The sequence below is a fragment of the Paracidovorax valerianellae genome, from assembly GCF_900102625.1.
Classification (GTDB): Bacteria; Pseudomonadota; Gammaproteobacteria; order Burkholderiales; family Burkholderiaceae_C; genus Paracidovorax; species Paracidovorax valerianellae.
This window is the reverse complement of the sequence record NZ_FMZC01000012.1, coordinates 146,260-168,030: the sequence shown is the minus strand read 5'-3', so window position 1 is coordinate 168,030 and position 21,771 is coordinate 146,260. Positions and strand designations below refer to the sequence as shown.

Sequence of the window (21,771 nt, the reverse complement as noted above, 5' to 3'; positions counted from 1 at the left end):
GTGCGAACGGTCGCACCGGGAGTCATTGCAGCGGGTGAGGTGCACGGCCCGCAAGGGCGCACCGCGTGAGCGCAGAACAACAAGCGCCGGCCCAGCAGGCGCGCGGGACGGAGGGTGGCCCCGTGCTGCGCCTGAGCGGCATCACCAAGCGCTTCGGCCCGCTCTTGGCCAATGACGGCATCAGCCTGACGCTGGCGCGCGGCGAGGTGCTCGCGCTGCTGGGCGAGAACGGCGCGGGCAAGTCCACGCTGATGTCTATCCTGTTCGGCCACTACCGGGCCGATGCCGGGCACATCGAGGTTTTCGGGCAGCCGCTGCCGCCGGGACAGCCCCGCGCGTCGCTGGCGGCCGGCATCGGCATGGTGCACCAGCACTTCACGCTGGCCGACAACCTGAGCGTGCTGGACAACGTGATGCTGGGCAGCGAGCCGCTGTGGCAGCCTTTCTCGCGCAGGGCCGCCGGCCGCGCGCGGCTGATGGCGGTGTCGGCGCAGTTCGGGCTGCCGGTGGCGCCCGATGCGCGCGTGGGCAGCCTGTCGGTGGGTGAGCGGCAGCGCGTCGAGATTCTGAAGGCGCTGTACCGTGGCGCACGCATCCTGATCCTGGACGAACCCACTGCCGTGCTCACGCCGCAAGAGAGCGAGGCGCTGCTCCACACCCTGGCCCAGATGGTGGCGCAAGGGCTGTCGATCGTGTTCATCAGCCACAAGCTGGGCGAGGTGCTGCGCGTGTCGCATCGCATCGCCGTGCTGCGCCAGGGCAAGCTCGTGGCAGAGGCTCCGGCCCGCGGCACCACGCAAGGGCAGTTGGCGCAGTGGATGGTGGGCCATGCCGTGGACGCGGCGGAGCGCAGCCCGGCCAGCGTGGTCGGTGCGGCGGTGTGCACGCTCGATGGGGTCGAGACGCAGGCGTCTTCCGCGTCGGCCCAGGATGCGCTGCGGGGCGTGAGCCTCACGCTCCATGCGGGCGAGATCGTGGCTATTGCCGGCGTTTCGGGCAACGGGCAGGTGGCGCTGGCCGATGTGCTGTGCGGCGTGCGCGTGCCCACGGCAGGTACGGCCACGCTGCTGGGTGCGCCTCTGGTGGCACGCCCGACCCGGCTGGTGGCGCAGGGCGTGGCCCGCATCCCCGAAGACCGCCATGCGGTCGGCGTGGTGGGCGATCTGCCGGTGTGGGAGAACGCCATTTCCGAGCGCCTGCCCAGCCGGTGGTTCTCGCGCGGATGGTTCACGGGCTTTTGGGTCCGGCGCGGTGCGGCACGCCAGCATGCGCGCCGCGTGGCCGAAACCTTCGACGTGCGCGGCGGCGGGCTGGACGCGCCGGCGCGGTGCCTCTCGGGCGGCAACATGCAAAAACTCATTCTGGGCCGGGCGCTGCTCCCGCCCGGCGACGGCAATCAACCGGCGCCCGCGCCGCGCCTCATCGTGGCGCACCAGCCCACGTGGGGCCTGGACATCGGCGCGGTGACTTTCGTGCAGCGGCAACTGGTGGCGGCGCGCGACGCCGGCGCGGCCGTGCTGCTGATCTCCGATGACCTGGACGAGGTGCTGGCGCTGGGCGACCGCGTGGCGGTCATGCATGGCGGGCATCTGAGCAATGCCCGGCCAGCGACCGCCTGGACGCGTGAGGCCATCGGCCTGGCGATGGCAGGCGCCGCCTCCGCAGACCCGACCATGTCACCGCCGGCCCCCGGCCCTGAAAGCATTGCCCCATGAGGCTGGAAAAACGCGATCGCACTTCGGCCCTGGCTTACGCGGCCGCCCCCATCGGCGCGGTGGCCTTCACCCTGCTGGTGAGCGCCCTGCTGGTGCTCTGGGCCGGCGCGCCGGTGGGCCGGACCTACGCGCTGCTGGCGCAGGGCGCGTTCGGCTCGGTGTTCGCCTTGACCGAAACGCTGACGCGCGCCACGCCGCTCATCCTGACGGGCTTGTCCGCAGCCGTGGCGTTCCGCGCACGGCTCTTCAACATCGGCGCGGAGGGGCAGCTGTATGCGGGCGCCATCGCGGCCGTGGCGGTGGGGGGCATGCACGGAGGCACCGGTTTGCAGATGCCGCCCGCCGTACTGTTCCCGCTCATGATGCTGGCCGCCGCATTGGCCGGGGCGGCCCTGCTGCTGGGCCCAGCGCTGATGAAGGCGCGGCTCGGGGTGGACGAGGTGGTGACGACGCTGCTGCTCAACTTCGTGATGCTGCTGCTGGTGTCGGCCCTGCTCGACGGTCCGATGAAAGACCCGCTGGCCCTCGGCTGGCCGCAAAGCGTGGCGCTGCAAAGCGAGCTGGAGCTGTCGCGCCTGGTGCCACAGACGCGGTTGCACACCGGCCTGCTGTGGGCCGTTGGCCTGGCGGTGCTGCTGTGGGCGCTGCTGACGCGCACGGTGCCGGGTTTTCAGATCCGCGCGGCCGGGGCCAACGCCCGCGCCGCTGCGTTCGCCGGTGTGCCGGTCACGCGCACGGTGGTGCTGGTGGCGCTGCTTTCGGGCGGGCTGGCCGGGCTCGCGGGTGCCATCGAAGTGGCGGGACGCACCAGCTATGTGACGCTCGACATGTCCCCGGGCTATGGCTACAGCGGCATCGTGATCGCCATGCTGGCGGGTTTGCATCCGCTGGGCGTGGTGGCTGCGGGCGTGTTCATGGCGGGCGTGCTGGTGGGGGCCGACACCATGAGCCGCGCGGTCGGCGTGCCCACGTATATCGCCGATGTGATCGTGGCGGCCTCGCTGATCGCGGTACTGGTCGCGGGCCTGCTCACGCAGTACCGGGTGCGCTGGAAATGACGCGGCGGCACACCAAAGGCTGTTTCAAGTCAAATTGGGCCTGCGCCGCCGTATTCATTGCGCTGGCAGCTATTAAATTCATAGCAAACGTTTCTGAACGACTGGCCGCATGACCGAACTGCTCGACATTCTGGCCAACCCAGCGTTCTGGATCGCCACGCTGCGGGTGGCCACGCCGCTCATCCTGGGCACCCTGGGCGTGCTGCTGTGCGAACGCGCGGGCGTGCTCAACCTGGGCATCGAAGGGATCATGGTCGCGGGGGCCTTCACCGGCTGGCTCACGGTGTATGCCGGGCATGGCCTGTGGACCGGGGTGCTGGTGGCCGCGCTCACGGGCGCGGCGTTCGGGCTGTTGCATGCCTGGCTCACCGTGGGCCTGGCGTTGTCGCAACACGTGTCGGGGCTGGGCATCACGCTGCTGGCGACTTCGCTCAGCTACTACGGCTACCGGGTGGGCTTCCCCAAGGTGACCACGCCACCGACCATCGAGCCCTTTGCGCCCATGGCGTGGCTGGGCATTCCCATCCTTTCGGCGCAGACCCCGCTCACCCTGCTGGCGCTCGTTCTGGTGCCAGTTCTGGCCTGGGCGCTGCTGCGCACGCCGCTGGGGCTGGCGGTGCGCATGGTGGGCGAGAACCCGCAGGCGGCCGAAGGCCAGGGCATTTCGGTCGCGGCCACGCGCACGTCGTCGGTGGTGGCGGGCTCGGCGCTCATGGGGGTGGCGGGCGCGTTCCTCACGCTGTCGGCCTTCAATGCGTTCTTCTTCAACATGGTGAACGGGCGCGGCTGGATCTGCGTGGCGCTGGTGGTCTTCGCCTCGTGGCGACCCGGCAAGGCGCTGCTGGGCGCCCTGCTCTTCGCGTTTTTCGATGCGCTGCAACTGCGGCTGCAGCAGGCGGGCGATGCCTGGCTGCCCTATCAGGTGTATCTGATGCTGCCTTACCTGCTGTCGATCCTGGCGCTGGTGCTGGTGGCGCGCAAAGCGGCCTATCCGCAGGCGCTGATGAAGCCCTACCGCAAGGGCGAGCGGTAGCATCGGCCCATGCCGACGCACGCCGCCATCCCCGACACCTTCGTTCACCTATCGCCCGACCATCTGGCCACGCCGCGGGTGCGCCTTCGGCAGTGGACTGCCGCCGACCGCGCACCTTTCGCCGCGATGAACGCCGACCCGGCGGTGATGGAGCACTTTCCCGCGCCGCTGGCGCGCGATGCCAGCGATGCCATGGCAGAGCGGATAGAAAAGCTCATCGATCAGCGCGGCTGGGGTTTCTGGGCGGCGGACTGCTTGCTGGACGACGGGCCGCGCTTCATGGGTTTCGTCGGCCTGCACACGCCATCGGCCGAGCTGCCCTTCGCGCCATGCGTGGAGATCGGCTGGCGGCTCGCCCGGCCTTTCTGGGGTCAGGGCTTGGCGAGCGAGGCAGCTCGCTTGGCCCTGCGCGTGGGTTTTGAAGCACTTGACCTATCGGAAATCGTGTCGTTCACCACCCTGCGCAACCAGCGATCCCGCGCCGTGATGGAACGGCTGGGCATGCGTGAAAGCCTTGCAGAGGCGTTCGATCACCCGGCCGTGCCGCAGGGGCACCCCGTGCAGCCGCATTGCCTGTACCGGCTCACCCGTGCCGACTGGCAGGTAGGCGCGGGTCGCAGCTGAAGCACCTCGGCACCGCCCATGGAACGTCTCCTGCTTCCCGCTTCGCCGGATGCAATATGGCTGCCTCCCACGGTGCTGGAGCGCTGGCAGCACCACAGCACCGAACCCGGCGTGACCTGCGTGCTGCCCGACGGGTGCCGTGACCTCATCGTGCAAATCGACGCGCAGGGCGCCGCGCACTGGATGGTGTCGCACCTGCCGCAGCAGGCCTATGGCGTGCCGGGAAGCGCTGGCGAAGACTGGCTGGGTTTTCGGCTGCATCCCGGCGTGGTGGTGAACGCCGATGCGCTGCTGCAGGCGGTGCAGGCCATCGACCTGACCGGCGATCCGGCCGAAAGCGCGGCCCATGTGCACACGGCGCTGGCGGATTTCACGCGGTGCGACGCACGCATGCAGGATGCGCTGGCCGCACTGGCCCATTCCCCGACCGTTGCCGCTGCGGCACGGTCGCTGGGCGTGTCCGAACGCACGCTGGAGCGGCTGACCCGCACCACGACCGGCGAGCCCCCGCGCTACTGGCGCGCCCTCGCCCGGGTGCGCCGCGCGGCCCGGGCACTGGCTGGCGATGGGTTGCCGTTGGCCGCCATCGCTGCGGACCACGGCTATGCCGACCAAGCCCACTTCGGGCGTGAGTGCCTGCACTGGCTGGGGCAAACGCCCGCCAGGCTGCGGTCGTCCCAAGACCTGCTGGCGTCCGTGCAGTCCAGCGGCTACGGTTGATGGCGCGGGGCCTTCGACCAAGCCACCGCTTCACTCATCAACCGCCCGCGGCCATCGGCGTGCAAAGCTCCACCAGAAAGCCGTTGCAGTCGTGCACATAGGCCACCGTCTGGCCCCAGGGCATGGTCTCGGGCGGCTGTACGAGCATGGCGCCGGCCTGCACGGCGCGGTCCACGGCAGCGGCGACGTCGGCCGTGGTGAACGCGATCTCGCACTGTGGAGCGCCCGCCACCGCGCGCTGCGGGTTCTTGCCGAGCTGGCCCATCAGCTTCAACGACGAGAACGCCAGCGCGGTGGCGCCGGTGTCCATTTCGCCGAAATCGCCTTCTTCGTGCACGAAGCGGCGTGAGAGGCCGAACGCGGCCTCGTAGAAAGCGACGGTGGCGGGCACGTCTTCGACGTAGAGAATGGTGTAGCCGAACTGCATGCGGTCTCCTTCAACAAAATGGGATGGATCGAACCTGCCGCAGCATAGGCGGCCTGATGCTGACGGTCTGGAAGAAATCCGACAGGGACTGCCTGGCCATCGGCCTGCGAGGGGGACGTTTCCCTTGCGGCCTACACTGGCGGGGCAGCGCCCGCAGGCAAGCCTTTTGCATGCCCGGCCGCGCATCCTCCAACCCACAAAACCGCCGCGCCCTGCTCGCGCGCCCCACCCCATGCTCGACCTGCTCATCCACAACGCCACCCTGCCCGACGGCCGCACCAACATCTCCGTGGCCGTGCAGGACGGGCGCATTGCCGAAGTGACCGAAGGGCTGCAAGCCCCCGCGCATGACACCGTCGATGCCGGCGGACTGCTGCTCAGCCCGCCGTTCGTCGACGCGCACTTCCACATGGATTCGACGCTGAGCTACGGCCAGCCGCGCGTGAACGAGAGCGGCACGCTGCTGGAGGGCATCGCGCTGTGGGGCGAACTCAAGCCGGATCTCACGCACGAGGCCATCGTCGAACGCGCAATGCAGTACTGCGACTGGGCCGTGGGGCGCGGCCTGCTGGCGATCCGCTCGCACGTGGACACCAGCGATGCGCGGCTGCTGCCGGTGCAGGCGCTCATCGACGTGAAGCGCCGCGTGGCGCCCTACCTCGACCTGCAGCTCGTCGCCTTCCCGCAGGACGGTGTGCTGCGCGCCGCAGGCGGCCTCGATAACCTGAAACGGGCCCTGGACATGGGCGTGGATGTGGTGGGCGGCATTCCGCATTTCGAGCGCACCATGGCGCAGGGCGCGGAAAGCGTGCGCATTTTGTGCGAGCTGGCCGCCAATCTGGGCAAGCGCGTGGACATGCACTGCGACGAATCCGACGATCCGCTCTCGCGCCATGTCGAAACGCTGGCCTTCGAGACGCAGCGCCTGGGCTTGCACGGCCGGGTGACCGGGTCGCACCTCACCTCCATGCACAGCATGGACAACTACTACGTGAGCAAGCTCATTCCCCTGATGGCCGAGGCGCAGCTGGGCGTGGTGGCCAATCCGCTCATCAACATCACGCTGCAGGGCCGGCACGACACCTACCCCAAGCGCCGTGGCATGACGCGCGTGCCCGAGCTGATGACGGCCGGGCTGACCGTGGCGTTCGGCCACGACTGCGTGATGGACCCGTGGTACGGCGGCGGCAGCGGCGACATGCTGGAGGCTGCGCACATGGGCCTTCACGTGGGGCAGATGACCAGCCAGACCGCCATGCGCCAGTGCTTCGAGGCCGTCACCACCAACCCGGCGAAGCTGCTGGGGCTGGAAGGCTACGGCCTCGAGGCCGGTTGCCATGCCGATTTCGTGCTGCTGCACGCGCGCAACCCGGCCGAGGCCATTCGACTGCGCGCCGCACGGCTGGCCGTGTGGCGGCGCGGCAAGAAGGTGGCGAGCAGCCCTGCCCCCGTGGCGGCGCTGGCGCTGCCCGGCAGGCCGGGCCACGCGGACTTCCTGCGCGGCTGAGCTGAATCTAAGCGCGGTCTGACCGGGGTCTGAGCGGGATCTGACCGTGATATACGGGCGGGCGCCGGTTGCCGGCGGCCCGCCCGTGTTCAGGCCTTCAGCTCGTCAAGCAGCAGCGGCTGGCGCGGGCAAGGTCGTCGAGGTGCCGGGTGGCACATCGGCTGCTGGATACCCGACGATGTCCGTCAGCGCAGGCAGGCCGCTGATCGCATGCGCGGCAAGCCGTCCGCCCATGGTCGCGCCCTCTGCGCTGCCCACGTTCAGGCCGGTGTAGATCCAGTCGCCCGCCAACACCAGGTTGGTGAAGCCGGATTCCCACGCTTTGAGCCGGGCCGCCGTGCTGCCGGGCGGGCTGATCACGTAGCGTTCGGACGGATCGATGTTGGCGCGCCAGAATTGCTGGTCGAACCGTTGTACGCCCAGGCCCGCGTTGGCCGGGTCATGGTCTTGCAGCAGGCTGAAATCCATGCCGGTCGGGTCGCCGGGGGGCGAGACCACGTTGGTGGTGGACTTGGGCAGCAGCGGCCCCATGCACACCTGCAGGTACTGGATGCACTGCGCCTTGACCCGGGCATGGGCCCGCGCGGGATAGTCGGTGTCTGTCAGCGGCGGGGGCGGCTCGTAGTCGGCCATGGCGCCCGAGAAGTACCAGAGCGATTTCGGCATCTGGGCGGCGGGCCAGGACTCCCACTGCAGCAGGTGGCTGAAGTCCACCTGCCCGTCCAGCGGATTCATGTAGGTGGCACCGATCACCGTGTCGGTGGGGTTCTTCATGGGAATGTCCCAGCCCAGGTCGGTGGTGGTGCGGTTCAGCCAGACCTGCATGGTCTGCGTCTGCACGGTGGGCACCTTCTCGACCATGTTGCGCCATGCGGGGCGTGCGGCCAGCAGTTCCTTGCACAGGTAGGGCACGGCGCCCACGGCGATGGCCAGCACCACCTGGTCGAAGTCTTCGCCGGCCTTGAGGGTCTTCTCGCCCACGTTCTTCCAGGGTGTCCAGTACGACTCCAGATCGATGTTCTGCTCGCGCAGCGCGTCGCCCTGCACCAGTTGGTCGTAGCCGGGGCCGGACGGCCACGACGGCAGGCCCTCGACCGGCACCAGCGGCTCGTAGGGCGCGTCCGGCTTCACCAGCGTGGCCTGCACGCCCATCTGCACCGCCGCCACCGACTGGCCGTCGGCCGACAGCGCCAGGTTCTCGACCTTGTGGAAGAACTCGAACTGCACGCCACGCTGGCGCAGCACCAGGTACAGCGGCGCGATCACCGTCTCGCCCGTGCCCGCTGCGAAGAGCCAAGCGAACGCGCCCATGTAGGCATAGCTGCGCAGCGACCAGTGCAGGTAGGCGCCGGCCGCCATGCTGGCGGTGCGGGCCGTGTCGCCCTGCGGATACTGGTATGAAAGATTCACCGTATTGAGCGCCAGCGGCGACGACACCGTCATCACCGAAGCGCCGTGGCGCGCGAGCCAGTCGCTGAAGTTCTCGTTGTCGATCACATCGAAGCCGCGTTCGATGATGTGGTCGGCCAGCACGCCGCGCACGATGGCCAGCAGGTATTCGAGCAGGATATACAGGCGCCGCAGATCGTCGTTCTCCTCGATCAGCGTTTTGAGGTGGGACTGCAGCCAGCCCCACACCTCGTCGAGCACCGGATGGCTGGCGCCCAACATCGTGCCCTCGTCGAGAATCGCGGTCTGCAGGCGCTCCAGGATGGCCTGGCCGGCCCGCAGCTCCAGCTTGTGGATTTCGCTCAGGCCGGGCGTGGCTTCGGGATCGATCAGGCCCTGCGTGGTCTCGATCAGCCCGCCGATCCACTGGCGAATGGTCTGCAGCGACGAGGAATCGTCCGGCGTGAGCGCGTTGGTCGGCACCGTCATGGGCCAGCGCTTGAAGCCACCGTTCTCGAACTCCCACATCAGCACGAAACTCTCGGGAACGAAAGCCTGATCGAACGTGGCCAGCTTGGCGTCTGCGGGGCGGCCCAGCGCCTTGTAGCAATCGGCCATGAGCGGCAGCGCGTTGTAGTAGCTGCCCAGAAAGCCGTGGATGCCGTGCTCCTCGATGCGGTTGTTGGGCCCCCGCTTGGTGGCGCACTTGCCGCCCAGACGCCATCCCATCTGGTACACGGTGATGGCGTATTTCTCTTGCCAGCCCGGCTGGCTGGTCAGCTCGTAGGCCGCCGTGAGAGCGGCCAGGCCGCCCCCGAGAATGGCAATTTTCCGGGGTGAACGATTCGCGTCAGACATACCTCTTCCCTCTTTTCTCTTTGGATTGCCGATGGCTTCTTGTCGGAACGTCTTCACGCTCCATGGGTGATCGAATCGGTTCGGTTCACTCGCTCCAGCCGGCCTGGCGCAGGCAGTCGGTGTAGCGGTTCAAATGGTTTTCGTCGACGAAGGGGTGCCCGGCCTTCAGCGCCTGCAATGAATACGGACCGAACTTTTGCGCCTGCCGCAGGGTTTGCTGCGCGTCTTCGGGCACGCCCGCGGCGACCTGGCAGGCCGCCAGCAGGTAATGGTTGAAGAACCAGTCGGGCCGCTTGGACAGCGCCTGCAGCGCAAAGCCGAGCGCGGCCTGGTAGTCCTGCTCGATGAAGCTGGCCAGTGCGCGCGTGCGAATCCACAGGCTCAGGTGCGGATCGAGCGGACTGGCCTCGCACGCCTGCAGCGCATAGCTCGCGGCCTCCTGCGTGCGCCCGCAGAACGCCAGCAGGCGCCCCAACTCGCCCGCAGCGGCGGCGAACTGCGGGTAGATCGACAGCGCATGTTCCTGCTCGGAGATCGCCTGGGGAAAGTTGTGCGAGAAAGAGAGCACCGTGCCCAGCGTGAAATGGGCGAACGCATCGGTGTCGTCGTGGCTCACCGCCATCAGGGCAAGGCGGTTGGCCTCGGCAATGTCCATGCGCGCTGAATCGGACCAGCCCGCCCACACCCGCGACATCAGCACGAAGGCCATGAGCGCCAGGCTGGGGGGATCGTCGGGCTTGGTGTCGAGCGCCTTCTGCGCGAAGTGCTCGGCCTTTTGCATGTGATCGCGCGTGGACCGCCAGAAGTGCCAGCGCGCGCGCATCAACAGTTCCCAATGCTCCCGGTCGCGCGGGGTGGTCTGGCTGCTGACCCATTCTTCTCGCCGCAGGTAGACCGGCTCGATCGCACTCACGATGGCGGCCGAGATTTCGTCCTGTACCTGAAAGAGATCGTCCACCGGGCGATCGAAGCTTTGCGCCCAGATGGTTTCGTTGCGCGGGCCATCGATCAGCTCCGCGGTGATGCGCAGCCGGTTGCCGTTGAAGCGGATCAGCCCCGTCACGAGGTAGCGCACCCCCAGTTGCTGGCTGATGGTGCCGTTGGGCGGCAGTGGATGCCGGTAGCTCACCGAGGAGCTGCGGGCGATGACATACAGCCAGCGCGAGCGCGAAAGCCGGTTGATGATGTCCTCGGCCATGCCATCGGCCAGATAGCCCTCTTCGGCAACCCCACCAGCCACGCCGAAAGGCAGCACCGCCACCGAACGCGAGGTGCTTGGGGCCACGATGGGCACCGGCTCGGGCATCGCCTTGTCCACTGCCAGGGCCGCTGCCGGCACGACCGGTGCGACGCGGGCGACGAACCGGTAGCCCTGCCCGGGAATCGTCATGATCAGTTCGGAGCCCAGCAGCTTGCGCAGCGAGGAGACGTGCACCTGCAGGTTGTTCTCTTCCACCACCATGCCGGGCCAGACCAGGTTGAACAGTTCCGACTTGGTTACCAGAGCACCGGCTTTGTGCACCAGGGCGCACAGGACATCGAAAGCGCGTGCCCCCAGCAGAACAGGCTTGCCATGGGCCAGCAACTGGCGTTCATGGACTCTCAGAGTGAAGTGGGAAAACGTGAATTCAGTGGTCATTGCGCCCGCACAAGGTCCTGTTCCATGAAACGACCCGGCCTCCCCCGGTTGGAGGCTGACTCTACACCAAGATGTTTCAGAACGCTTCAGGATTTTCCAAGATTTGTTAAGGGCAAAGCATGAGGGGGGCGAACAAAATCTGCCCACTCATGAATCGGGCGCTGAATGGATTATTCAAGGGCTTTAAAAAAACCTTTGAAAACATTATTCAGAGCTGGCATGAGAACCCCACCGGCGAAGCAATCATTTTGCTGCAGCCGGCATTTAATTCAGCCCAAAAGACCCCTGAAGGAAACACCATGTCCGACTGTAATTGCAACCAGAACAATGCCCAAGACAACGCTGATCATGTGCCGAATTTCGCTGCCGTTGGTTTCTCCGAAGGCAACAACCATGCGCCCGTACTGCGCAGCAACGCTGGCAACACACCCAACCTGGAAGGCGTGCACGCGCTGAAGCTTTCGGTCTGCGTGGGCGCAAGCTACAACCCATCCACCAACCAGATCTGCTTCTCGGTGCCAATCTATGGCAACCTTTGTATTACCTCGCCAGTCAGCATCCCCTTCGGAGGCCAATTGAAGGCCTGCGCCCAAACTTGCGGCTCCTTCATTCCCACAGGCCTGAAAGTCACGATTTACCTCAACGACAATCCTATTTACAGCGGAACCGTTGTCGGTCGCTGCTGATTTTAAAAAAGGGAGAGGCCGGATCATTAAAAATTCGGCTATTCATTGATCGGGAGAAACTCAATGGCTTCATGCAGTCCATTTAACGTCCCCTTCACGGGTGGCGCACAGGATCTGTTTATCAAGATCGCATCGCTCATCCACCAGAATGGTGGAACGATTTCCGGTGGTCCAGCCGGTGGCAGCTTTTCAGTGGGCACGCCCATCGGAACCGTCGCAGGAACGTTCTCGGTCAACGGACAGGTTTGTACGGTAACCATCACACAGCGGCCGTTCTTCTTGCCCTGCAGCGCGATCCAGTCGTTCGTGCAGTCGCACATCCCGACGATCGTCCAGGCGAACATCCTGGACTTCTGACGGTACCGCTCGCAAAAAAGCCGCACCGGCGTTGGCCGGGGCGGCTTTTTGCTGATTGGCGCCAGTAGCGCCAGAGAAGGTAGCTGACCCGCCGGCGTTCAGCCTGCCAGCGCCACGAAGACGTTCTGCACGTCGTCGTTGCCATCGATGGCGGCCAGGAACGATTCCACCTCTTCCAGCTGTTCGGCGCTGAGATTGGCCGGGTTCACCGGGTTCTTGGGCCGATAGCCCAGTTTGGCCGCCAGCACCGTGAACCCTTGCGCCGGCAGCGCGCGGCAGACCAGGTCGAGATCGGTGGGGTCGGTCCAGAAGGTGGTGTTGCCCTCTTCCTCGCCGGGCTCGAAATCCTGCGCGCCGGCTTCGATGGCGGCCATTTCGGGGTCGGCATCGGCAGACGCTGGCTCGGCTTCGATGATGCCCACGTGGTTGAAGTCCCAGGCCACCGAGCCGGAAGTGCCCAGCTGGCCCTTGCGGAAAAGCACGCGCATCTCGGGCGCGGTGCGGTTCACGTTGTCGGTCAGGCACTCCACCATGACGGCGACCTGGTGCGGGGCGAAGCCTTCGTAGATCACGCGTTCGTAGTTGACGGCATCGCCGGAGAGGCCTGCGCCCTTCTTGATGGCGCGCTCCAGCGTGTCCTTGGGCATGGACACCTTGCGGGCCTGTTCCACCACGAGGCGCAGCCGTGCGTTGCCCGCCGGGTCGGCGCCGCCGCGCGCGGCGACCATGATTTCCTTGACCAGCTTGCCGAACAGCTTGCCCTTGGCATCCGCGACCTGTGCCTTGCCCTTTGCTTTCCACTGCGCGCCCATCGTGACGATTCCTTGTGTTGCGGCGCTCGAAAGGCGTCCGGCTTCGTTGATTGGATGACAGGCCGGGCGGCGGCTTGGAACAATGATCCTCGCACCCAGCGGTGCGGCACGGGCGCCCGACCCGAAGGGCATCGGTTATACACCCAGGCACCCGTGCCTTGCCCGTCTGCGCCGTGATCCGAGCAAAAAAGACCTCCTGCCGCCGTATTGATTGCCTGCATAGCTATCAAAACGATAGCATCCGGCAGAACTGACCTTCACGCCTTCGTTTTGCCCACGTCCTGGCGCTTTTGCCGGCCTCGCGGCGCTGCCGGCTTGGTGCCCGACCGCAAGGCCGCCTCCCACGCACGGCCCGCCCATTCGATGGCCTCGGCAGGGCCTTCGTACATCTCTGCGGGGGCCTGCCGGTACGACAGGGCCACCGGCCGGCCGCTGCGCTCGTAGACGAACGGCCGCAATCCCCGGTGCTCGAACGCCGGCTCCGTCTGCGCGTCCGCCTTGAGGTACAGCGTGTCGTGAAACACCAGTGCCAGCATGAGACCTTCGTGGAGGACGCCCCAGCCCCCGAACATGCGGCGCAGTTGCACGGGGCCCCCCGGGGCGAAAACGGCGGGAAGCTCCTGCGCGAAAGCGCTCATGGGAATGGCAGTCGGTTTTTTCACGCGTGCAAGCTCAGGGTGGGAAGGGAAAGGCCATTGTGTGCGGCGGGCGAGCCATGTTGCGCCAAGCCAAGGGGACGACCTGGGTAGCGCACTGTTCCGGGACTGTTCCGCAACGGAACAGCCGGTCAACACTGGAACATGTGAGGCTGTTCACCGCCAAAAAAAAGCGATGACCATAAAAATCGACCCCAGCGCTTTTACACATTGGTTTTATTGCTATCAATTTTGATAGTTACTGAGCGCAGAGGCAGTTGGCACGGGCATTGCGCCAATGCTGGGGCCCGCACCGCTCGCCGTGGCGCGGAACACCAACCGTTCACAGGAGACAAGCACCATGAACATGGCAGAAATCGCCAGCCTCGGAATCGCCAACCCCTACAAGAAGCAATACGGCAACTACATCGGCGGCCAGTGGGTGGCACCGATCGACGGACAGTATTTCGAGAACGCCTCGCCGATTAACGGACAGGTTTTCACGTCCATCCCCCGCTCCAACGACAAGGACATCAACGCCGCATTGGACGCAGCCCACAAGGCCAAGACCGCCTGGGGCAAGACCTCCACCACCGACCGTGCCAACGCCTTGCTGAAGATCGCCGACCGCATGGAGGCGAACCTGCTCACCATCGCCGTGGCCGAAACACTGGACAACGGCAAGCCGCTGCGCGAAACCATGGCGGCTGACATTCCTCTGGCCATCGACCATTTCCGCTACTTTGCCGGCTGCATCCGCGCGCAGGAAGGCGGCATCAGCGAGATCGACCACGAAACCATGGCGTATCACTTCCACGAGCCGCTGGGCGTGGTGGGACAGATCATTCCGTGGAATTTCCCGATCCTGATGGCCGTGTGGAAGCTGGCGCCCGCGCTGGCCGCCGGCAACTGCGTGGTGCTCAAGCCCGCCGAGCAGACGCCGGCCTCGATCCTCGTGCTGCTGGAACTGGTGGGCGACCTGCTGCCGCCCGGCGTGGTGAACGTGGTGAACGGCTTTGGCCTGGAAGCCGGTAAACCGCTGGCCAGCAGCCCGCGCATCGCAAAGATCGCCTTCACGGGCGAGACGACCACGGGCCGGCTGATCATGCAGTACGCGAGCCAGAACATCATCCCCGTCACCCTGGAGCTGGGCGGCAAGAGCCCGAACGTGTTCTTCGAAGACGTGATGGCGGCGGACGACGGTTTCTTCGACAAGGCGCTGGAAGGGTTCGCGATGTTCGCGCTCAACCAGGGCGAAGTCTGCACGTGCCCCAGCCGTGCGCTGGTGCAGGAATCGATCTACGAAAAGTTCATGGAGCGCGCCTTGAAGCGTGTGGCGGCCATCAAGCAGGGCCACCCGCTGGACAAGAGCACGATGATCGGCGCGCAGGCCTCGCAGGAGCAATTGGAAAAGATCCTCTCTTACCTCGACCTGGGCAAGCAGGAAGGCGCCGAGTGCCTGATCGGCGGTGAACGCAACGATCTGGGTGGCGACCTGGCCGGCGGCTATTACGTGAAGCCGACGGTGTTCAAGGGCCACAACAAGATGCGCATCTTCCAGGAAGAGATCTTCGGCCCGGTGCTGTCGGTCACCACCTTCAAGACCGAGGAAGAGGCCCTGGAAATCTCCAACGACACGCTGTACGGCCTGGGCGCCGGCGTGTGGAGCCGCGACGGCGCCCGCGCGTTCCGCATGGGCAAGGGCATACAGGCCGGCCGCGTGTGGACCAACTGCTACCACCACTACCCCGCGCACGCGGCGTTCGGTGGCTACAAGCAATCGGGCATCGGCCGCGAGAACCACAAGATGATGCTGGACCACTACCAGCAGACCAAGAACCTGCTGGTGAGCTATTCGCAAGCGCCGCTGGGGTTCTTCTGACCGCTTGATCTGGGTCAGCACGCACGCGGGTGGCCGGGCCTAAGGTGAAAGACCCGACACCCGTTTCACCACCCCTGTACTGCAGGCGAAAGGACTTCTTCACCCATGACCGCCAAGACCATGAAAGCCGCCGTCGTTCGCACGTTCGGCCAGCCGCTCGCCATAGAGCAAGTGCCGGTGCCGAGGCCCTCGGACGACCAGATTCTCGTGAAGATCGAAGCCTCCGGCGTGTGCCACACCGACCTGCATGCCGCCGAAGGAGACTGGCCGGTGAAGCCCAACCCGCCTTCCATCCCGGGCCATGAAGGTGTGGGCTTCGTGGCTGCCATCGGCAAGAACGTCAAGCACGTGAAGGAAGGCGACCGCGTGGGCGTGCCGTGGCTGCATTCGGCCTGCGGCTACTGCACGCACTGCATGGGCGGCTGGGAAACCCTGTGCGAATCGCAGACCAACACGGGCTACTCGGTCAACGGCGGCTTTGCCGACTACGCCCTGGCCGACCCGAACTTCGTGGGCCACCTGCCCAAGGACATCGGCTTTGTCGAGATCGCCCCGGTGCTGTGCGCGGGCGTCACGGTCTACAAGGGCCTCAAGGTCACCGACACGAAACCCGGTGACTGGGTGGTGATCTCCGGCATCGGGGGTCTGGGCCACATGGCCGTCCAGTATGCCAAGGCCATGGGGCTGAACGTGGCGGCGGTGGACGTGGAAGACGACAAGCTCGACCTGGCCCGCCAGCTCGGCGCGAGCGTGACGGTGAACGCCAAGACGACCGATCCGGCAGCCTATCTTCAAAAAGAGATCGGCGGCGCACATGGCGCCTTGGTAACGGCCGTGTCGCCAAAGGCTTTCGAACAGGCACTCGGCATGGTGCGGCGCGGCGGCACGGTGTCCCTCAACGGGTTGCCACCCGGCAATTTCCCCTTGCCCATCTTCGACATGGTGCTGCGCGGCGTGACGGTGCGCGGCTCCATCGTGGGCACCCGGCTCGACCTGCAGGAATCGCTCGATTTCGCGGCACGCGGGCAGGTGAAGGCCACGGTCGCTACCGAAAAGCTCGAGAACATCAACGAAGTGTTCGAGCGCATGCGCCAGGGGCAGATCCAGGGGCGCATCGTGCTGGACATGGCGGCCTGATCATGGCCACGCCCTCTGCCGAGCCCACGGATCCAGCGGTGCCCGCAGCGCCTGCCATGGCAACGGATGCGGCGGCCGCGAGCCGCGTTTCTGCCACACCTGCCGCAGTGGAGTTGATAGAGCGACTGGCCGCACAGCATGGCCCGCTCATGTTCCACCAATCGGGCGGCTGCTGCGACGGCAGCGCGCCGATGTGCTTTGCGCTGGGCGAATTCATGGTCGGCGACTCCGACGTGCTGCTGGGCGAAATCGCGGGCACGCCGTTCTACATGAGCCGCTCGCAGTTCGCCTATTGGGAGCACACGCACCTCATCATCGATGCGGTGCGCGGCAACGGCGGCATGTTTTCGCTGGAGCGGCCCACCGGGCTGCGTTTCCTGACCCGCTCGCGCCTGTACAGCGACGCCGAGTGGGAAGTGGTCAGCGCGCTCGGCCCACCCCGCTGACGGTTGCCGCTGCTGCCGGCGACAGCGCGTCGGGGGCAACCCGGGCCGCCCTCAAATGCCGGTAGATGGTGTTGCGCGAAACGCCCAGCGCGCGCGCCGCCGCTGACACATTGCCGCCGTGCGCTGCGAGCGCCTGCTCCAGCGCCGCAGCCGTGGTATCACCCAGGCGGGACACCGCGGCAGGGGGACTCGAAACGCCCGGGCGGGGCGGCGAGGCTTGCGCCGCAGCCCCCGTCGTGTCCCACAGGCGATCCGGGTTTGGGTGCAGTGCGCCAGCCGCGCCGGCAGGGCCCGCCATACCGTCCGCATGCGCCAGCCACTGGTCGCAATCTTCCAGAAAATCTTCCGGCAAGTGCGTGCGCTGGATCATGCCCCCGTCAGAGCGCGCCATCAGCGCGGCCGTGCGCAGCACGCTGCTGAGCTGGCGCAGGTTGCCGGGCCAGGCATGCGCAGCGAACAGCGCCATGGCTTCGGGCGCCACGCGCGGCACGGCACCGCTCGCGGGGACCGGTGGGGTTTCGGCCTGGGCGCGCAGGATGCGCTCGACGATCACGGCCAGGTCGGTTCGCTCGCGCAGCGCAGGCAGGCGCACGACCAGGCCATTGAGCCGGTAGTAGAGGTCATCGCGGAACGTGCCCTGCGCCATCATTTCGCGCAGATTGCGGTGGGTGGCGCAGACCACGGCCACATCGACCGCCACCTGTTTCGCCGCACCCAGAGGCGACACGCTGCGCTCCTGCAAAACGCGCAGCAAACGGGCCTGCATCGACAGCGGCATGTCGCCGATCTCGTCCAGGAACAGCGTGCCGCCATGGGCCTGCACGACTTTACCGACACTGCCCTTGCGCCGCGCGCCGGTGAAGGCGCCTTCGTCGTAGCCGAAAAGCTCGGACTCGATCAGCGACTCGGGGATCGACGCGCAATTGACGGCGACGAATGGCCCACGCTGGCGCGGCCCGTCCTGGTGGATGGCACGGGCCAGCAACTCCTTGCCGGTGCCGGTTTCGCCCAGGATCAGCGTGGACACATCGCTGCCCAGCAGCCGCGTCACGCGGTCGATGACCTGGGCGAGCTGTGCGTCGCCCGTGTCCAGATAGCGCAAGCTGGACAGCCGGGCTGGCATGGCCGGGCGCTGGCGCACGGGTCGGCCCATTGCGCCACTGCCCTGCCCCATTGCATCCGTCGAGCCTGACTCCAACCCTGGATGGTTTTTGGTATGTGCCGATTCAGCAAGGCCGGTCGATTCCTCCGGCTCGCTCCGTTCAATCACGTCGGCCATCGGCAGCAACGTGCCTGATCGTGGCCGAAACTCCACCTGCGCCTGTACCGTCACGCCACCCGGCAACTGCAGCCGCAGCAACTCCGGAACCGCCTGTCGCGCATGGGCCAGCAGCGCGCTCATCGAGAAGCCGAACAGCGAGGGAAACGTGTGCGCCTGCAGAGCGTTGACCGACAACCCCAGCTGAAACTGGCCGCTGCGGTTGGCCGCGAGAAATCGCCCCTCCGGGGTGAACGCGGCCAACCCTTCCACCAGCGTGCCCAGAAATTCCGGCCGGGCATGAAAGCGCAACCGCACCGCGTCTTCGAAGACTTTGCCGAAGAGGTGGTTCTCCACCATCTTGGCCGACATGCGCACCAGAGCGAGGGTGTGAGCGCTCTGGCTGCGGTGGTCGCCGCTCACGTCGAGCGCGCCGATCACGCGGCCGTGCGGGTCCAGGATGGGGGCGCACGAACACGTCAAAAAATGGTTGGCCTGCAGAAAGTGTTCGCTGCCGTTGACCTGCAGGGCCTCGCCCAGCGCCAGCGCTGTGCCGATGGCGTTGGTGCCCTTGCTGCGCTCCGACCACGCCGCGCCAGGGCGCAGGGCGACGCGGCTTGCCCGGTCCAGGAACTCGTCGTCGCCCAGCGCGTGCAGCACCACGCCTTGCGCGTCGGTCAGCAGCACCATGCTCTGCGTGCCGGCGATCTGGGCCGACAGCGTTTCCATCACGGGGCGCGCGTGGGCAAAGAGGGCTTCGTTGCGGGCCACCATCCAGGCCAGGGCTTCGGCATCTACCGGCTGCAGGTCGGCCGCTTCGGTCCGCCGCAGACCGAAGGCGGTGGAGCGCTCATGGGCCTGCGCGATCTGCTGGGCCACGGAGGCGGCCAACTCGCCCGGCATCGGGCCGGGCGCACCGAGGAATGCGTTCGTCTGCATGCTGTCTCCTTGGGGCTCAGTCGTCGCCCGGCGCGCTGGCGCTGCCGGGGTGCTTGCGGCTGGCACCTTAGCACCATCGGCAGCCGCCGTCGCTCCCAAAACCCTGGTGGCACACCGGACGGCCGGCCGCTGCGCCCACAAGTACAGCCCAGCACGGCCCTGCCAGCTTCAATCGCTAAATCGCGGAAGCAGACTCAAGCCGACCCGAGGGGCAGCGCACCCAGTGCGTGAGCCACGGCGCCGAGCGCCGATCCCACTTCTTGCTCGACCTTGAGCGACAGCAGCGGATCGGCCCGCGTGCGCCCCCAATTGACGGCCGCCACCGGCTTGCCCGCGTCCACCGCCATCTGAACGAATCGAAAGCCCGAATACACCATGAGCGAAGAGCCGGCAACGAGCATGGCATCGGCTCGCAGCAACGCGTCGCGCGCGGCCTGCACCCGCTCGCGCGGCACGCTTTCTCCGAAGAAGACCACGTCGGGCTTGAGCACACCGGTACCGCAGCGTGGGCACGGCGGCACATCGAACGCGCTGAAATCCTGCATTTCCAAGTCTGCATCGCCGTCGGGCGCGGCCTGGGCGTGCAGCGCGGCCCAATCGGGGTTGCGGCGCAGCAGCTCTGCCTGCAACTCAGCGCGTGGCATGCGGGCTTCGCAGCCCATGCAGCGCACCGTGTCGACACGGCCGTGCAGGTCGATGGTCTGCAGGCTTCCCGCCGCGTCGTGCAGGCCATCCACGTTCTGCGTGAGCAGCATCTCTACCCGGCCGGCGGCCTCCAGGGCCGCCAGCGCGTGGTGTGCGGCTGCCGGCTGCGCGCGACCCATCACGCGCCAGCCGATGAAACTGCGGGCCCAGTAGCGTTGCCGCGTCGCGACGTCGCCCATGAATGCCTGAAAGGTGAGCGGCGGCGGGCGTTTCCAGTCGCCATTGCCATCGCGATAGTCCGGTATGCCCGCCGCGGTGCTGCAGCCGGCGCCGGTCAGCACGAACACCCGGGGGTGCGCGGCCATGAACTCCGCCAGCGCATGAAGCCCGTCCGCAGAAGCCGCCGGCACGGCTCCGCCGGCAGGTGCTGCAGGGAGGGCATGCGCCACCAGCAAAGGCGCGGATGGCGCAGGTATTGCGCCGGGCTCTGTGGGTGGGGTCAGGGACATTCAGGCCTTCGGTTCAGGGCGCGTTCACATCGCTGGCGCGATGCTTTCCGCGTAGTCGTACAAGGCGCCCAGGATCTCCTCGCCCCGCTCATCGGCCTCGGCACCCAATTGGTCCAGCCGCGCGAAAAGCTCGTCGAAGGTGAGTGCGCCGCCCGCGCCTTCCATCAGGCAGGCGACGCGGTGGTTCTCCCAGCGCTCCTGGTCTGCGGCATCCAGCGTGTGCGGGAAATTGCGCGCCCGGTACCGCCACACCAGCTCTTCGAGCCGCTCGTCGTCGAAACCGGTCTTGGCCATGGCCAGTTCTTCAGGCCGCAAGGTGCGCAGGCGGTTCAGGCGCCGCCGGTCTTCGTTGCCGACGAAGCCGCCGTACAGGTCCTGATCCACATCGGGCGCGGCTTCCTGCGGGCGGGTGAACACACTGGTCCAGATGGCGCTCATGTCGGGCAGGTCGCGCGCCACTTCGGCGTGGCCGGCAGCCCGGTCCAGGTCGATGGCCCAGCGCTCGGCCATCTGCGCAGTCAGGGTGTTGACGTTGCCCACCACCATGGGCGACTTGTTCAGGTGCACGGTCTTGATCGGCAGGCGCGACACCCCTTCGGGCAGCGCATCGGCCCGGCTGAACAGGCGCTCGCGGATCGCGTCGGCACCCAGCAGGGCCAACTCGGACGGGTCGTGAGCCAGTTCCCAGGCGATCAGTTCGTTCTTGTTGGTCGGGTGGCTGGCCAACGGCCACATGACGGCCACGCAGCCACGCTCAGCGGAAAACATGCCCGAGATGTGCAGAAACGGCCGCGCCGTCTCGGCCGTGGCGGGCAAGCGCAGTTCGGCGGCAACGCGGTCTTTCTTGTGCAGCCCGAGTGCGAATTCGAACAGCTTGGGCTGGCGATCGCGGATCAGGCGCGCCAGCGCGATGGTGGCGCGCACGTCGGACAGCGCATCGTGCGCCGCCTCGTGCACCAGGCCATTGGCTTTGGACAAATGCTCCAGCTTGAAGCTGGGCGAGCCATCTTCCTTTTTCGGCCAGACGATACCGTCGGGCCGCAGGGCGTAGCACATGCGCACCACGTCGAGCAGGTCCCAGCGGCCGCATTGGTTCTGCCATTCGCGCGCATACGGGTCCATCAGGTTGCGCCAGAACATGAAGCGCGTGATCTCATCGTCGAAGCGGATGGTGTTGTAACCCACACCGATGGTGCCGGGCAGTGCCAGTTCGGCTTCAATGCGGGCGGCGAACTCATGCTCCGGCAGGCCACGTTCCAGCGCCAGTTGCGGTGTGATGCCCGTGATCAGGCACGACTCGGGGTCGGGCAGATAGTCGGGCGCAGGCCGGCAATAGACCATCAGCGGCTCGCCGATTTCGTTCAGTTGCGCGTCGGTGCGAATGCCGGCAAATTGCGCCGGGCGGTCGCGGCGCGTGTTCGCGCCAAAGGTTTCGTAGTCGTGCCAGAGAAAGGTATGCATGAAATCGTGCAGCCGGTAACACCGAAGCCCGCAA

At 66.8% G+C, this 21,771-nt stretch carries 19 protein-coding genes; 10 read left to right on the top strand and 9 right to left on the bottom strand.

Features of this window, described 5'->3' with window-relative positions; all coding sequences use genetic code 11:
* Window positions 1–65: 65 nt before the first annotated feature.
* From BLT03_RS17715 to BLT03_RS17695, 5 genes are all read left to right on the top strand, one after another.
* The gene (locus BLT03_RS17715; protein WP_245711443.1) at window positions 66–1,715 is read left to right on the top strand and encodes an ABC transporter ATP-binding protein; all 1,650 of its coding nucleotides are present in this window, start codon (window positions 66–68) and stop codon (window positions 1,713–1,715) included.
* Entirely contained in the window at window positions 1,712–2,773 is a 1,062-nt protein-coding gene (locus tag BLT03_RS17710; RefSeq protein ID WP_092745072.1) for an ABC transporter permease, read from the top strand. Before BLT03_RS17715 ends, BLT03_RS17710 begins: the two co-directional genes overlap by 4 nt.
* 109 nt (window positions 2,774–2,882) lie before the next feature.
* On the top strand, window positions 2,883–3,806 hold the full coding sequence (locus BLT03_RS17705) for an ABC transporter permease (RefSeq protein WP_092745071.1): 924 nt from the start codon (window positions 2,883–2,885) through the stop codon (window positions 3,804–3,806).
* A 9-nt stretch (window positions 3,807–3,815) separates the two neighbouring features.
* The gene (locus BLT03_RS17700) at window positions 3,816–4,430 is read left to right on the top strand and encodes a GNAT family N-acetyltransferase (protein WP_092745070.1); all 615 of its coding nucleotides are present in this window, start codon (window positions 3,816–3,818) and stop codon (window positions 4,428–4,430) included.
* Between the two features lie 18 nt (window positions 4,431–4,448).
* Window positions 4,449–5,150 (top strand): helix-turn-helix domain-containing protein, encoded by a 702-nt coding sequence (locus BLT03_RS17695; protein WP_092745069.1) that lies wholly within the window; start codon window positions 4,449–4,451, stop codon window positions 5,148–5,150.
* 37 nt (window positions 5,151–5,187) lie between these two features.
* Here BLT03_RS17695 and BLT03_RS17690 read toward each other — a convergent pair whose 3' ends face one another.
* The gene (locus BLT03_RS17690; RefSeq protein WP_092745068.1) at window positions 5,188–5,577 is read right to left on the bottom strand and encodes a VOC family protein; all 390 of its coding nucleotides are present in this window, start codon (window positions 5,575–5,577) and stop codon (window positions 5,188–5,190) included.
* Window positions 5,578–5,809: 232 nt separating this feature from the next.
* On the opposite strand from BLT03_RS17690, the gene BLT03_RS17685 reads away from it, so the two are divergent.
* Entirely contained in the window at window positions 5,810–7,084 is a 1,275-nt protein-coding gene (locus BLT03_RS17685; protein WP_092745067.1) for an amidohydrolase family protein, read from the top strand.
* 105 nt (window positions 7,085–7,189) lie between these two features.
* Here BLT03_RS17685 and BLT03_RS17680 read toward each other — a convergent pair whose 3' ends face one another.
* Entirely contained in the window at window positions 7,190–9,331 is a 2,142-nt protein-coding gene (locus BLT03_RS17680; RefSeq protein ID WP_092745066.1) for an NAD(P)-binding protein, read from the bottom strand.
* An 85-nt stretch (window positions 9,332–9,416) separates the two neighbouring features.
* Entirely contained in the window at window positions 9,417–10,970 is a 1,554-nt protein-coding gene (locus tag BLT03_RS17675; RefSeq protein WP_092745065.1) for a winged helix-turn-helix domain-containing protein, read from the bottom strand.
* A gap of 149 nt (window positions 10,971–11,119) precedes the next feature.
* On the opposite strand from BLT03_RS17675, the gene BLT03_RS17670 reads away from it, so the two are divergent.
* Window positions 11,120–11,656 carry a hypothetical protein gene (locus tag BLT03_RS17670; protein ID WP_245711442.1) on the top strand — a complete coding sequence of 179 codons (537 nt, stop codon included), beginning with the start codon at window positions 11,120–11,122 and terminating at the stop codon, window positions 11,654–11,656.
* 38 nt (window positions 11,657–11,694) lie between these two features.
* On the opposite strand, the gene BLT03_RS24540 is transcribed toward BLT03_RS17670, so the two are convergent.
* The 3 genes from BLT03_RS24540 to BLT03_RS17655 all read right to left on the bottom strand — a co-directional run bounded on the left by BLT03_RS24540 (window position 11,695) and on the right by BLT03_RS17655 (window position 13,487).
* Window positions 11,695–12,000: a hypothetical protein gene (locus BLT03_RS24540; protein ID WP_175537791.1), complete on the bottom strand. Its 306-nt coding sequence runs from the start codon at window positions 11,998–12,000 to the stop codon at window positions 11,695–11,697.
* A 111-nt stretch (window positions 12,001–12,111) separates the two neighbouring features.
* Window positions 12,112–12,825, bottom strand: coding sequence for a YebC/PmpR family DNA-binding transcriptional regulator (locus BLT03_RS17660; protein WP_092745062.1), 714 nt, complete (start codon window positions 12,823–12,825; stop codon window positions 12,112–12,114).
* 257 nt (window positions 12,826–13,082) lie between these two features.
* Window positions 13,083–13,487 carry a TfoX/Sxy family protein gene (locus BLT03_RS17655; protein WP_217640175.1) on the bottom strand — a complete coding sequence of 135 codons (405 nt, stop codon included), beginning with the start codon at window positions 13,485–13,487 and terminating at the stop codon, window positions 13,083–13,085.
* A 334-nt stretch (window positions 13,488–13,821) separates the two neighbouring features.
* Between BLT03_RS17655 and adh the strand changes: the two genes are divergently transcribed.
* The 3 genes from adh to BLT03_RS17640 all read left to right on the top strand — a co-directional run bounded on the left by adh (window position 13,822) and on the right by BLT03_RS17640 (window position 16,925).
* On the top strand, window positions 13,822–15,342 hold the full coding sequence (gene adh, locus BLT03_RS17650) for an aldehyde dehydrogenase (RefSeq protein ID WP_092745105.1): 1,521 nt from the start codon (window positions 13,822–13,824) through the stop codon (window positions 15,340–15,342).
* Window positions 15,343–15,447: 105 nt separating this feature from the next.
* Window positions 15,448–16,479: an alcohol dehydrogenase AdhP gene (gene adhP, locus BLT03_RS17645; RefSeq protein WP_092745060.1), complete on the top strand. Its 1,032-nt coding sequence runs from the start codon at window positions 15,448–15,450 to the stop codon at window positions 16,477–16,479.
* A gap of 56 nt (window positions 16,480–16,535) precedes the next feature.
* Window positions 16,536–16,925 carry a DUF779 domain-containing protein gene (locus tag BLT03_RS17640; RefSeq protein WP_092745104.1) on the top strand — a complete coding sequence of 130 codons (390 nt, stop codon included), beginning with the start codon at window positions 16,536–16,538 and terminating at the stop codon, window positions 16,923–16,925.
* On the opposite strand, the gene BLT03_RS17635 is transcribed toward BLT03_RS17640, so the two are convergent.
* The 3 genes from BLT03_RS17635 to sbcB all read right to left on the bottom strand — a co-directional run bounded on the left by BLT03_RS17635 (window position 16,900) and on the right by sbcB (window position 21,737).
* The gene (locus BLT03_RS17635) at window positions 16,900–19,122 is read right to left on the bottom strand and encodes a sigma-54-dependent Fis family transcriptional regulator (RefSeq protein WP_092745059.1); all 2,223 of its coding nucleotides are present in this window, start codon (window positions 19,120–19,122) and stop codon (window positions 16,900–16,902) included. The two genes, BLT03_RS17640 and BLT03_RS17635, sit on opposite strands and share 26 nt — an antisense overlap.
* A gap of 194 nt (window positions 19,123–19,316) precedes the next feature.
* Window positions 19,317–20,276 (bottom strand): NAD-dependent protein deacetylase, encoded by a 960-nt coding sequence (locus BLT03_RS17630; RefSeq protein WP_092745058.1) that lies wholly within the window; start codon window positions 20,274–20,276, stop codon window positions 19,317–19,319.
* A 24-nt stretch (window positions 20,277–20,300) separates the two neighbouring features.
* Complete coding sequence (sbcB, locus tag BLT03_RS17625; protein ID WP_092745057.1) at window positions 20,301–21,737, bottom strand: exodeoxyribonuclease I; 1,437 nt, start codon at window positions 21,735–21,737, stop codon at window positions 20,301–20,303.
* Window positions 21,738–21,771 lie beyond the last annotated feature (34 nt).